Here is a 12,868-nt window from a genome sequence, read left to right on the forward strand (position 1 = left end):
TCCCCATATGTTTACTATTGCAATTTTCATTACAGCTCTTTATTTCAGGTTAAAATACTTTATTTCATATTAAAGATCTTTGTTTATTTACGTCACCTCCTTCTGCCATAGGACTCTTTCTCATTTTGTTCCCCTAGTAAACATCATACAAATAAATTTTACTTTTGAAACTTTTTTTGTTTACTTAAGAAGCCAAGCAGATAGTAAACTTTCAACTGATTGAATTTTTAAACTTTACAGGTACTGCCGGTTTCATACAGGCATTGCTGACACCGGCGGCCGTCCTGTCCGGATTTCCCATTTCTTTTTATTGAAAATTTCATGAAACGTATTCGTTTACTCAATTCTTTTATAAATCCCCAATTTCTTTCTCTGACTCGGTAATCGGTACATATTCTTGGCCTCATTCGGCAAACGGAACAAATTCTTGAGACTCAATATGGCAAGATTCTGGTCCGATAAATGACAAGACTTTGATCCGATTCTCCCTCTCCCATTGTAAAAAAAGAAAGCCACATTTTGAGGCTTCCTACTAGGTAGCTCAATGAACTATCGTTTCCCAAGCCTTTTTTTATAAAAATAGGTTCATGATGGGGTATTTTCGCCCTAGGTAAGAAATAATATCTTGCACTCTCTCATTAAATTTTTCATAAAATAACTAGCATGGTAATCAGATACTTCACCGCGTAAATCTTTTTTAGAGCCTATACGACGATTTCGAAGAGTATGAAGATGTTTTATACAAATATTTCACTCTGAACAACAGGGCATATTAGGTGAATACTAGGGAGCTAGGTACAAAAGCTAAATAGCGAAACTGACAAAGAGAGGTGAGTAAGTGGATGCCAGAGGAAGTTTTCGTTAATAGCACTTGGATCGGACTGCCGGTTGGAACAGTGGTAGGTCCAGGAATGATCATCGGAACCAATGCATTCGCTATGATTGTAGATGGCGTAGCTGCGGTAGCACCCCAAGGAACCGTACAGGTAGCGGCTGGAACTTACAATGAAACAGTTGATATTGATAAGCCACTTCAAATGCACGGTGCTCAATATGGAATTGACGCGCGTACCCGGTCTGGTAATCCTGCGGAAGAATCTGTGGTTCAAGGTAATATAGATACGGGTATTTTTTTTATTTCCAGCGTTGACAGCAGTAGTTGCGTAATCGATGGGTTCACCATACAAAACAATATGTTAGGCCCTGGAATCAATGCAAATGGAGCTGAGTCCGGATTCTGGTTACTTAATAATATTATTCAGAACAATACCTTCGGCATCTATTTAAATTCGAACGGTTCCATCCAAGACATTGTTCAACAAAACTTTATTAACAACAACAATCAAACCGGACCTGCGGGCGGAAACGGGATTTATTCGGATCAAGGATTATCCAACGCCCTAATCGACAACAATAAATTTACAAATAATCAAGGAACGATGACCTTAATAGGCGGAGTAGGTACGCCCTTCGAGAATGTTGTGATTTCCAACAACGAGATTACCTCTGATGGCGGGATTTTTCTGCTTACTTGTCAAAATGTCAGTATTCTTAATAATAACTTCAGTAACAATTTGTTTGACGCCATTTTTTTGTCGGGAGGAAATGACAGAATTACGATCTTGAACAATATTTTGCACTTCAATACCGGCAATGCTATTAACGTCCAACTGGATTTTACCGCTGTCCTCAATTCAAATATCCGTGCCAAACATAATAGCATAATGGGGAATACGATTGCAGGCTTAACTGTGGCAACAGGAAGCTACAATGATACAGCGCCGAATTTGAAATTGGATGCTACAAATAACTGGTGGGGAGATCCGAGTGGTCCTAACGTCAACGACGGGGGTCCGGGAACGGGTCAAGCTATCGTCGATCCGAATATGGTAACTTTGTTTTTGCCATTTCTTACTGACGACCCGTTAGTTCCGGCTCCACTGCTTACTCCGGTGCAAAGACTCAGCAGCAATCCAACGAATGTATATGTAGCCTCAGACCGCGATATGGCCGTTGCCGCTGCTAATTTGGGAATAGGTACGCTGGCTGTAGAGGTCCCCCAATTCCCCATTTGGCCCAGTTTAAAGAAATTTGTAAATGACAATAACCCCGTATTCGGAGCCGTTCCCGATGCAATCACAATTTGGAGTTCAACGACAGCTCCGGGTCAAGTCCTTGGTTTTGCGGCGGCTACAAATTCCTTTACGCTTGCCGCAGAGGGGCAAGTTTTGATTAATTTAACTGCATTTGCCGATAATGCGATGGAGGCACAAATCGATTTGGTCGACGCTACAACGAATACCCTTATATCGACACCGCCATTGGGTATCCTGCTATTGGACGGAAGTATGGACCCCACCCCTGTTATTCTTGATCCCCCGTTTAATTGGCAGATTATTCGCTGTTATTCCATCACGACGGGGCTGATCCCAGCTGGCCTATATAAAGTGATCGTTTCCTTTACAGTAGTAAACTATGATCAATACATGTCCTTTCCGGACCCCGCGGGACTATCCTTTGTTGCAGATATTTATAAGGTTAGTGTTTAGCTTTCAGCTTAGAAACGGGTTGCGTTTTACCTTGAGTCATACTCTACTTGTGATATGGTTCACCTCAATTGATCTTCAACTAATCTACCCGTCCCAACAGTATATTTATTTTGTGACTTTGTCGGCATTCGGATCATATTCTTGACATTGAGAAATGACAAGAATATGATCCAATAAAATAAATATGCCGCCGTTTAGGCGTATATAAATCGGACTAGTTTGTTGTCACCCGACAATGGTGTCATACATCTATCCCTATTCTGCTTACCTGCTTAAACGAATCCACATCACTTTCAATGGGAACTCGGGAGCTCTTACGCGGCTTATAAACCTATAAGCAGCTATCACCTGCAAATCAAGGAGTAATTGATGTTCTCTTTTTAGTTCGACCACAAGAAACCGCCTTCTAAAAAGGCGGTTTTCAATAGTGTTATTTCATCGATCTAACCACGTGAGAGGCATTACTAATGAGAAGTCCGATAAATAAATACATCAGTCCACAAAAACTTCCACACTGGAAGATCTCCAAAAGCGTCCCACCAGATCTGTCCAGTTTGGAAAACAAGAATAGATAAAAGTAGGCCAAAGGCCGTTGGATTAAATACCGGTTTTTTTATAGACGAGAAGATGCTTGGATACAATAGCCATAATTGCAGTAATAGCCACAATATACTAGGAGGTTGCAGTGCTTAAAATTAAGGTGATCACTGCACCATCCGGAAGCCATTTTCTTCTTTTGCCCAAACGATAGCAAATCAAATCAATCCCTACCGCTGTTCAACACATGGGGAGACTGTTTGCTTTTCGGGTAAATAATATGATGGATATCTTCACTGACTTTACTTTTGCGCTCGTAGCCGCCAGATGTACATACTGCTTCGTTAGATACTTCAATGGTGTCTATAATTTGATATGGTACTTTAATTCTTTGATATACCACTTCAACGAAATTGAGTAGGAGGAGCAGAAATTTTACAAAGAAACTAACATGAATAAAGTGGAAAAAGTTGCAAATAAAAAGAAAGTTCCCTATCGTAGAAGGTGTAAGACACCGACGAAGGGAGAACTCACGCTGACAAACGCAATGAATTACCCACAATATGCAAACTTCAAACTTCTAAACATTATAATATATGAGTTTTCGTGCTATCCCTTGAATTGGACAAATAGCGACTCTACAGATATTTGTTGGGGAGTAGTAAATACAAAAAAATCTGCCACGACAACACATTTTTAAGAAGGGGTATAAGATAGACTAGCGCTAAATGAGAGTTGAGTGATATCAGCTGCTGAGGGATCGGTCGATGCAAGTGTCCTTACACGAACGCCAATACGATCACCCGCAGCGACTATTAATGATCCCCCCACATTTATATTCGTTGCTGTATGGAAAGTGCCAGCAGTAATTATATTATTTGGAAATCCGAATCTAACCGAACTAGTAAGCGGAGTTGTCAGGTAGGATGAAGAAAGATGATTAATTCCATTATTAGGAACGGAAGGCGCTAGAAACACAGTAAAATCATATTGAAGACCGAGTGTATTTATTGAAACCACCGAAGCAACCAGTAAATCCGCGCTTATTTGTAAATTTTGAACAGTTCCAGCAAAGGGAATTGGGAAAGCAAAACCACCTGCTTCGGGTGGCATTGTTGATTCTCCAGAACCATCAATAACTTCAACCGTGTGATTACCAAATCCCATTAAAATTGGAGCAGCAGATACGACGGTAGCCCCACTTAGAATGATGCCCGTTGAAAATGGAATTAATCCTCCCGCTGTTCCTGTTGCTCCTGTTGCTCCAGTTCCACCTGTCGCTCCTGCTGCTCCTGTTGCTCCAGTTCCGCCCGTTGCTCCTGCTGCACCTGTTGCTCCAGTTCCACCCGTTGCTCCTGCTGCACCTGTTGCTCCTTGGGGTCCTCGTGGTCCTTCGGCTCCTGCTTCACCTTGGAACCCTCGTGGTCCTTCTGGACCTATTGGCCCTATTGCTCCTTGGAATCCTCGCGGTCCTTCTGCTCCTGTTGATCCTTGAGGTCCTCGCGGTCCTTCAGGACCAGGAGGTCCTGGAGGGCAATTACATTTTCCCATAATAATCTCATCTCCCTGTAATCAGTGTATTTCATTATATTAAAAGCCCAAAAAGATAGACACAGTAAATGCCTACCAAAATAAAATAGTGGTAATAAAACCCAAATTATCACATTTCGGATCTACTATGTGATTGTCCCATACCAAGTTAACTTCGTTAGCATTATATAATTTTAGGATAGATGACTAGGAAGTGATAAGAATGGACAAGCGACCATTAATAGGTATTATGGTCAGTAATAGGCGTAGTAGAAAAAGAAACCTGGATCTTTGTCAACGTTATCAAGATCTAAACTTGAAACTTTACGCCTTCGCTCCAACAGATATACAGTGGAATAATCGACGTATTATTGGACTTAGCTTGAAAAAAGGCATATGGACACAAAGTTCGTTCCCTTTTCCTCACGCTGTCTACAACCGTTGTTATAACAAAAAATAATGACCATTCAACGCCTTGAAACAGCAATAGGTAGGAATAAGTGTTTAAACACTATCAATTTTTTCAACAAATGGGATCTCTATAACCTATTAGTACAATCTAATCTAAAACCATATGTACAGGACACATTTCTATATAATGAAGTGAATATATCTGAACTATTAGAATCCTATAAACTAGTCTATATTAAGCCGATATATGGAAAGCATTCAGGAAAAATTGGATGAAATTCTCGGACCAAAGACATACATGGTCCAGCAAGGGATTCCAATGAGTCAACTTGATCATCGTTATTTTGATATTCGGGTACTTGTTCAAAAGGGGACGAATGGACAATTTCCACAATAGCATGTAGAGTGACTCACAAACGATATTTTAACACATGTGTGAACATATTTATGATGTAGTAGAGGTTCTCCCCCGGTTATTTTCACAGGAAAAAGTGAATGACATTCTTCAATCACTTCGCAATGTAAGTGTAAAAGCCGCACAAGAAGCAGAAATTCATATGGGCTCTTTGCGAGAATTGAGTGTGGATTTTGCCATTGACAAAGATAGTAAGCTTAGGATTATTGAACTTAATGGAACACCTCAAAAAAGTATATATAAAGGCATAAAGAATTTCAAAAGCAAAAAAATGATTTATAGTAGACCCTTAGAATATGATTATTACCTCTCTCGGTCTTGATAAGTAAATATTTTTAACCATCTAATGGATGATAGCACTGAAACTAAAAAATGGCAGGTCCACGTTGCGTTTGCATTATTTGTATTTATATAACGTATTTCGATAGTTTGCATGTATCAAAAGCGCTGCAATACAGATGAATAAATGGAGTACAGATCTAACCTGCCGAACTATTCCCTCTGACTACCAATCAAGCTGATTAAAGAGCCTTTTCTTCCTGTTCGTTAATAATTATTGATAAATTCCTCAATCACGGTAAACAAAACATGTTCTTGCTTGTAACCAGCTCGTGCGCCAACCATTTTTCCAATCTACATTGCTTTCCGATAAATAGAAAAACCTGCAAAGACGCGGAATGAATCGGATTACATTCTTGTCCACCGACATGTCTCGAATATTGTTGGAGGACAAGAACGTATACCCCCTTTCCAAACTGGTGTTGATTCTCGGGAGTCCCGACACCACGTATTGATAGGCTAAAGTGGCAGTCTAACGAACCGATTGGCCGATGCAAAATACCAACCTCTAATAGTGATGTAAGACACAGTTCTCTCCAATTAATCGGCAATACGGCATAAAGCATCGAATCACCAAACATTTGAAACAACGTGAAAGGGCCACAACAATAACTGCTCTGAGCTTTGTATTTTCGGTTACATTCTGAATACTCATTGAGGAGTCGGATTTCGCAAAATAAGTAGACTAACACCCCAATAATAAAAATAATGATAGCCATGGGGACTAAAAAAGATGACCCCTGTACAATACAGAAATCATCTTTTATTGGCCTCTTAGACTAAACCACTCTTTTTTCAAGTGTCCTTGACAAAGGGTCCAGATCAATTACTCAGGTCTCCTTTATTGAGCTATTACATATCAAAACGGATTCGTTTTGATATAGCCAAGTAAACGAGACAAGAGAGCAACAAATTGCCTTCCCATCCAATACATAGTCCCCATGACCAGCAACATCCAAACACCCGATAATATTCATAAGCGTCGACTTACCCGAGCCCGATGGTCCCATAATCGCCACGAATTCACCAAGCTCAATTTCTAGGGAGACATCGTCCAATGCACGGATCGTCTCCCCGCCCATTTGATAGTACTTGTTCACATGTTCAATCTGAATGAAACTCATGCCCATCGCCTTCGCGATTTAACAATCTCAGCTCTTCGTCCTCACCGCTTCGCCTTATAAAACTCATGATACAGCTTCATCAGAGCCCGCTTCTCAATGCGCGAAACATACGAACGCGAAATCCCCAGCTCTTTCGCAATCTCCCGCTGCGTCCGCTCTTCCCCGCCTAACTCCAGTCCAAACCGCCCAACCACAACTTCCTTCTCCCGCTCATCCAATATCTCTAAATTCTTATATATCTTTGATTTCTCTATTTTCAGCTGTACAGCATCCACCACATCGTCGGCCTCGCTGCCGAGGATGTCGATCAACGTAATTTCGTTCCCCTCTTTATCCGTTCCGATGGGGTCATGCAAGGACACATCTTTCCTCGTCTTTTTCAACGAGCGCAGATGCATAAGGATCTCATTCTCGATACAGCGAGCCGCGAAAGTAGCAAGCTTCGTACCCTTATTCGGCGAGAACGACTCGATGGCTTTGATCAATCCGATCGTCCCGATCGAAATCAAATCCTCCAGATCTTCCCCTGTGTTATCGAATTTTTTCACAATATGCGCGACAAGTCTCAAATTATGCTCAATCAGTTTGTTTCTGGAATGATCATTGCCTTCTGCCATAAGTCTTAAATGTTTTTCTTCCTCTGCCTCGGTAAGAGGTTGAGGAAACGCATTATTCTTCACATAGGATACAAGCAAGGTTAGCTGCTTAATTAATACAGCTATTGCGCTAAACAATCCAGGCATTTCAGCCACCCCCTTCAGTGTTAGCGGATCTTAGCTGTTCGGAAGTCTCCGCTTTGAGCTTAGTATTAGTGTATGTGGGTGGGAGCCTAGAAGTGCCTGTACCTCATAAACTTACATGTAGAAGTCATTTGGAACTAACTCGTTTAATTGACTTGTTTGGTCCTCGTTACGCTAAGATGAGAAAGTAATGATTTCTTCTTATTTCACATTCTTTTATGACATAAAATGGGATACTGCCCTTACAGTCGATTCCATTCCTCTAACAACAATACAATTCAAACCTTTTCTGAATATTAGGTCATTTTCATTTTTCTTCTACATCCATATAATTTATTTGGTAAGCGTTTTCAAAATAAACTAAAAGGAGAATGATTATGTTAAAAAAATGGTTGCAAGTGTGGGTCTGCTTCGTGTTGCTCTTTGCCGTGGTCACTTTTACCACGAATTCAAAAACATCCGCGTTAACTGGCTTTCCCACGTTCAATTATGCAGGGAGCGTTTTGAATCCTGCCAATTTAACCTACAACCCGACAGGCGAGATTATTTTCCCCGCCGTCATCAAAGCTTCGGATCACATTGCCAATCCCTTGGGAACCTATTACTTGTATTATGCACCTCATGATGCGCCTGGCGGTCTTAGTTTGGCCTATTCCAACAGTTTAGACGGTCCATGGACAGAGTATAGCGGAAATCCAATCATTTCCAACAATTGGTCTCCGAATTACAATGTGAGTCATGTCTCATCACCTTATATGATGTGGAATAGTATGGCAAATAAATATTATATGTATTTTCATGGGGAAAACACCATGACAAGAATTGCTTCTTCAACGGATGGCATTCATTTCACTTATGAAAAGGCCGCTTTAAACACAAGCAATTTTACCAGCATGAGTTTGACGGAAATCTCCTATGCCAAAGTTTTCGAGTATACGATTCCATCCAAAAACAACAAATACATTATGCTCATGATGTGTAATAACACCAATAATATTAGAAATATTTGTATGGCTTTGTCGAACGACGGTTTAAACTGGACAGCTCAACAAACCCCGCTCATTACACCAAATTCCGAAGAGGGAACGAATCTATCCGGACCTACCTTTTTCCCTTGGAATGGAAAATACTATGTAGCTTACCATGCTACTTCCGGCAACGTTCATATTACAGAGGTTGGTCCTAATTTTAATCTCCAAAATCATCTGGGCGTCATGTACGATTCGGATGCCACCATTGATCAAGGGAGAGCCGCTTCGCCGAATTTTATAACAGAAGGAAACACCATGTACATGTTTTATGAGCAAGGCCCGAGATTGGGAGGCCAGATTGCGTATGCAAAAACGGTTCTTAATACACAGTGGAATATTTTTAGCGACAGTATGAGCAACTATGCTGCAGGGTGGACTAATTCAGGAACTGGAACTATTACACAATACAACAACGACGTCAATATTGTTGATACATCTACTACAACCTATCACTATATTACAAAAAACAACATGACCCCTCCAACAGGAGCTTTCACATTTGAAGTAAGGGCTAAAGTGAATGCGGCCAACACATTAAACGAAATCACAATGAGAAGCGGAAACTACAAAATCAGCCTTTATTTAACCCATGGGACAGCAGGAACCGCACAAAATAATACATCCAATCCTTCGAAATCCTATACGCTGGATACAACGACCTACCACAATTACAGGGTTGTCGTTCAATCCAATTACACGTACGACTTATATGTGGACGGCATTCTCAGATGGAGCGGAGCTGCTAGCCTAGGCACAGGCAGTAATGTATTCAAAATCGGCGGAGATACCGCAACAACAGCAAATATCAGTGTGGATCAGGTGTATTTGGGCAACGGCATCATATTGCCGTAAGACGAGTTCCAGACCGAAAAAAATGGCCCCTAGAAGGAGCCATTTTTCATTTTTCATTCTGCATTCTTGATATTCATTTCAGTCATGTTGTCCATCGCAGACATCTCCGAAAAGGATTGCACCTTGTTCCTGCAGCTTTTCCTGAAGTAGAGAGATGGGCACATCTTGAGGCGTGAGCTTGTGCATAACCGCGATGGCTGCAGCAGTCCCCGCAGCTTGACCAGTCGCCATGCAGCTTGGCGATAATCTTGTTGTTCCCAGAGCTTCATGCGAGGTGGAAATACATCTTCCGCCGACTAGAAGGTTATCTATTTTCTTAGGAAGCAAACAGCGATATGGGATATCGTATGCGCCATCCCCTCCAACCCATGAGACGATGACCCCATTATCTGAAGGAGCGTGAACATCAATCGGATAACCGCTTCGCGCGATGACATCCGAAAATCTCTTTCCTTCTACGACGTCACCCATCTCAAGCGTGTACTGCCCTTCAATTCTGCGGCTTTCCCGAATCCCGATTTGTGCGCCTACTTGGGAAATCGAAGCCTTTTCGAAGCCAGGAAGGGATTTGGTCATAAACTCAGCTACCATGAGCACTTGCTTGCGTCCAAGTTCTTCAGCCAGCGTTAAGTCCTCTACGTTCGTTCCATCCAAACCCTGGATACGTGTCATATTGACAAGTACCTCATCCTCTTCAGGACCGCTAAAAAATAAAACCTGATCCCTCTTAATCGGAAGATCAGCTTCCTTCCAATGCTTATAAAAGCCTTGAACCGCAGATAAATATAAATCAGGCAGTTCCGCAATCGGTGTTTTTCGATAAAATTCATCCGGATGCTGGAGAATATAGGATTTAACTTTGTCTAAATCTACCCCCCGCATGCGAAATTTCATCGTCATCGGCTGGGTCAGATGATCGCCTTCACGCCCCTGCAAACATGGTGCTCCAGATAAGTAAGCCAAATCTGCATCCCCTGTTGTATCAACAAAAACTTTCGCTTTAAGCTCAATTCGCCCGGATTTACTTGTGAGTGTGACAGATTGGATATGATCATCAGTCACTTCCACGGAATCAACAAAGCTATGAAACAACATCCGTACGCCTGCTTCTCTTAACATCTCAACAGCTAGAACCTTATATACTTCAGGATGATAAGGCGTAATCGTGTGAACGAAACCGCACGTGTCTCTAACATGACCAGGTGAAGCATTTATAGCCATTAACCGCTCAATCATTTCCTGCGCAGTTCCTTTAATGACCTGCTTGCCTTCCGTCGTATGAAAAGTCATCCACGGATACACCAATGCCGCTGTGGACATCCCTCCTGCAAAGCCATATCGCTCGATAATGACCGTCTTTGCACCGCCACGCCCAGCCGCTAGAGCGGCATGAATACCGGCTGGTCCCGCTCCGACCACGACTACATCTGCCTCTATTGTGGAAATTCTTTGATTCGTCATGAGTGAAAATCCTTTCTTCCTCTTATTTAAGTCCAGTCAATGCCACACTTTCAATGAATCGTTTTTGTGCCAGGAAGAATACGACAAGCAAAGGCACTGTTGCGATTACCGAAGCCGCCATAAGCAAATGCCATTCGGTCCCCGCCGTATCTGTAAATAATTTAAGCCCAACCGGAAGAGTGAACAGATGATTAGAGCTAATAAAAATAAGCGGATCAAAATAATTATCCCAGCTATGCAGAAATGTAAAAATGGCTAAGGTAGCCATGATGGGGCCTGAGATGGGCAGCATGATGGTCCAAAAAGTTGTCCAAGGCGAACAGCCGTCAATTTTGGCTGCTTCGACCAATTCACCAGGCACCGTGATATAAAACTGGCGAAGCAGAAACACGCCGAACATGCCTCCTGCGCCAAGCATTGGCGGTACAATAAGCGGAAAAAAGGTGTCGGTTAATTGAAGCTTTGTGAACCAAATAAACATAGGAATCGCTGTCACTTCCGTCGGGATCATCATACCTGATAGTAAAATAAGGAAGACAATATGCCGCAGCTTAAAGTGAAGCTTTGCAAAAGCATATCCTGCTAAAGCTGCAAACACGCAGGTCCCAACCGTCACCACCGTTGCGATAAATAAGCTATTGAAAAAATAAAGCGGAAAATCAGGCTGCTTTTTGAAGACATCCGCGAAATTAGACCAAACCATCGGTTGCGGCCACCATTGCGGCGGAAACATAAAGATTTTGGTTTGTTCCTTCAAAGCTGTCGTGACCATCCAGAAAAATGGGAAAAGGACCAGCACGGATATAACAATCAATAACAAGTAAGTCGTGAGGTTGCTTATGGAAGCTAGTCGCTTATTCCTCATGATGCACCCACCTTTTCCTCAGGTTCCATTGTAAGATCGTAAGTCCTAATACAAGGAAAAATAAAATGAAAGCAATCGCGGAGGCATATCCGAAATTAAATACTTTAAAAGCTTGCTGGTAAATATAGTACACAAGGACATAAGTGCTTGTACCCGGCCCTCCGTCTGTCATCACCTGAATTTGAGAGAATACTTTTAACGATCCAATCAGAGTCAAGATCAGGGCTAGAAAAATGGATGGAGAGATCATCGGCAGCGTTACACTCGTAAACATCTTGCGCTTGGAAGCTCCATCAATCGTCGCAGCCTCGTAATACAGCTTGGGGACTTCCTGCAAGGCAGCCAAGAAAATAATCATATTCAGTCCAACATTCTTTAGTACACTCACAATGATGACGACAGGCATAGCCAGTTGAAAATCAAACAACCAAGCTGGTCCTTCGATGTTAAACAACTTTAATATTTCATTGATTAGACCGGATTCCGTTGCAAAAATGTACTTCCAAACAATCGCCCACACCACAATCGAGGTGACAACCGGTGTAAAAATCGCCGTTCGAAACAAACCGATTCCAGGCAGTTTTCGATTTAGCAAGATGGCTAAGCCTAGAGCCAACAAGAGATTTAATGGAATCAGTCCAGCTGAAAAATAAAGGGTATGACCAACAGAAGCCCAAAACAGTGGATCCTGGGTAAAGGCTTTTTGATAATTATCCAAACCAATGAAGACCGATTCATGCAATAAGGAATAATTCGAAAAGCTCATGACAAACGCACCTATAATGGGAATAAGTAAAAACAAAACATACCCCATAACCATAGGTGAAATAAATAACCAAGCATACCATTGCTCATTTTGATTAAGCCTGTTTTTCTTACGATTCACAAGTTTTCCAGTTACTGGTTTACCTATCACTTGCGTACTTTTTGCATTCACAGTATTCATGGCATTCTTCTCCTCTCTTTGTTTACTCTCTGTTTATAAAATCCTCGCCAAGCGCTGTCGGCTCGACG

Annotated in this window: 10 protein-coding genes and 1 pseudogene; 4 read left to right on the forward strand and 7 right to left on the reverse strand. The window is 41.8% G+C overall.

Annotated features, from left to right (window positions below; genetic code table 11):
- The first annotated feature begins 842 nt into the window (after nucleotides 1-842).
- Nucleotides 843-2,549, forward strand: a complete 1,707-nt coding sequence (locus tag HQN90_RS12810) for a right-handed parallel beta-helix repeat-containing protein (protein WP_173218738.1) — start codon at nucleotides 843-845, stop codon at nucleotides 2,547-2,549.
- Nucleotides 2,550-3,309: 760 nt separating this feature from the next.
- Here the strand turns inward: HQN90_RS12810 and HQN90_RS39585 are convergent.
- Both HQN90_RS39585 and HQN90_RS39330 read right to left on the reverse strand, forming a co-directional pair.
- The gene (locus HQN90_RS39585; protein WP_338042311.1) at nucleotides 3,310-3,489 is read right to left on the reverse strand and encodes an FAD:protein FMN transferase; all 180 of its coding nucleotides are present in this window, start codon (nucleotides 3,487-3,489) and stop codon (nucleotides 3,310-3,312) included.
- A 293-nt stretch (nucleotides 3,490-3,782) separates the two neighbouring features.
- Nucleotides 3,783-4,637 (reverse strand): collagen-like triple helix repeat-containing protein, encoded by an 855-nt coding sequence (locus tag HQN90_RS39330; protein WP_173218740.1) that lies wholly within the window; start codon nucleotides 4,635-4,637, stop codon nucleotides 3,783-3,785.
- Nucleotides 4,638-5,075: 438 nt separating this feature from the next.
- Between HQN90_RS39330 and HQN90_RS39940 the strand changes: the two are divergent.
- Together HQN90_RS39940 and HQN90_RS38295 are read left to right on the forward strand one after the other, a co-directional pair.
- Nucleotides 5,076-5,424 (forward strand): annotated as a pseudogene (locus HQN90_RS39940) (YheC/YheD family protein).
- Between the two features lie 34 nt (nucleotides 5,425-5,458).
- Nucleotides 5,459-5,764, forward strand: coding sequence for a YheC/YheD family protein (locus tag HQN90_RS38295; protein ID WP_216855300.1), 306 nt, complete (start codon nucleotides 5,459-5,461; stop codon nucleotides 5,762-5,764).
- Between the two features lie 847 nt (nucleotides 5,765-6,611).
- On the opposite strand, the gene HQN90_RS39335 is transcribed toward HQN90_RS38295, so the two are convergent.
- A complete protein-coding gene (locus tag HQN90_RS39335) occupies nucleotides 6,612-6,905 on the reverse strand; it encodes an ATP-binding cassette domain-containing protein (protein ID WP_173218742.1) in 294 nt (97 codons plus the stop codon).
- Nucleotides 6,906-6,946: 41 nt separating this feature from the next.
- On the reverse strand, nucleotides 6,947-7,648 hold the full coding sequence (gene sigK, locus HQN90_RS12835; RefSeq protein ID WP_079418869.1) for an RNA polymerase sporulation sigma factor SigK: 702 nt from the start codon (nucleotides 7,646-7,648) through the stop codon (nucleotides 6,947-6,949).
- Nucleotides 7,649-8,022: 374 nt separating this feature from the next.
- Here sigK and HQN90_RS38300 point away from each other — a divergent pair, with 374 nt between their 5' ends.
- Nucleotides 8,023-9,528, forward strand: a complete 1,506-nt coding sequence (locus HQN90_RS38300; RefSeq protein WP_216855301.1) for a glycoside hydrolase family protein — start codon at nucleotides 8,023-8,025, stop codon at nucleotides 9,526-9,528.
- Between the two features lie 78 nt (nucleotides 9,529-9,606).
- Here HQN90_RS38300 and HQN90_RS12845 read toward each other — a convergent pair whose 3' ends face one another.
- From HQN90_RS12845 to HQN90_RS12855, 3 genes are read right to left on the reverse strand one after another with little or no spacing between them, the layout of a single operon-like run.
- Nucleotides 9,607-10,989 (reverse strand): FAD-dependent oxidoreductase, encoded by a 1,383-nt coding sequence (locus tag HQN90_RS12845; RefSeq protein ID WP_173218744.1) that lies wholly within the window; start codon nucleotides 10,987-10,989, stop codon nucleotides 9,607-9,609.
- Nucleotides 10,990-11,011: 22 nt separating this feature from the next.
- A complete protein-coding gene (locus HQN90_RS12850; protein ID WP_173218746.1) occupies nucleotides 11,012-11,854 on the reverse strand; it encodes a carbohydrate ABC transporter permease in 843 nt (280 codons plus the stop codon).
- On the reverse strand, nucleotides 11,844-12,800 hold the full coding sequence (locus HQN90_RS12855; protein ID WP_173218748.1) for a carbohydrate ABC transporter permease: 957 nt from the start codon (nucleotides 12,798-12,800) through the stop codon (nucleotides 11,844-11,846). The genes HQN90_RS12850 and HQN90_RS12855 overlap by 11 nt, the downstream gene beginning before the upstream one ends.
- Nucleotides 12,801-12,868: the final 68 nt, after the last annotated feature.

Origin of the sequence: Paenibacillus alba, assembly GCF_013204855.1 — a bacterium.
GTDB lineage: Bacteria > Bacillota > Bacilli > Paenibacillales > NBRC-103111 > Paenibacillus_E > Paenibacillus_E alba.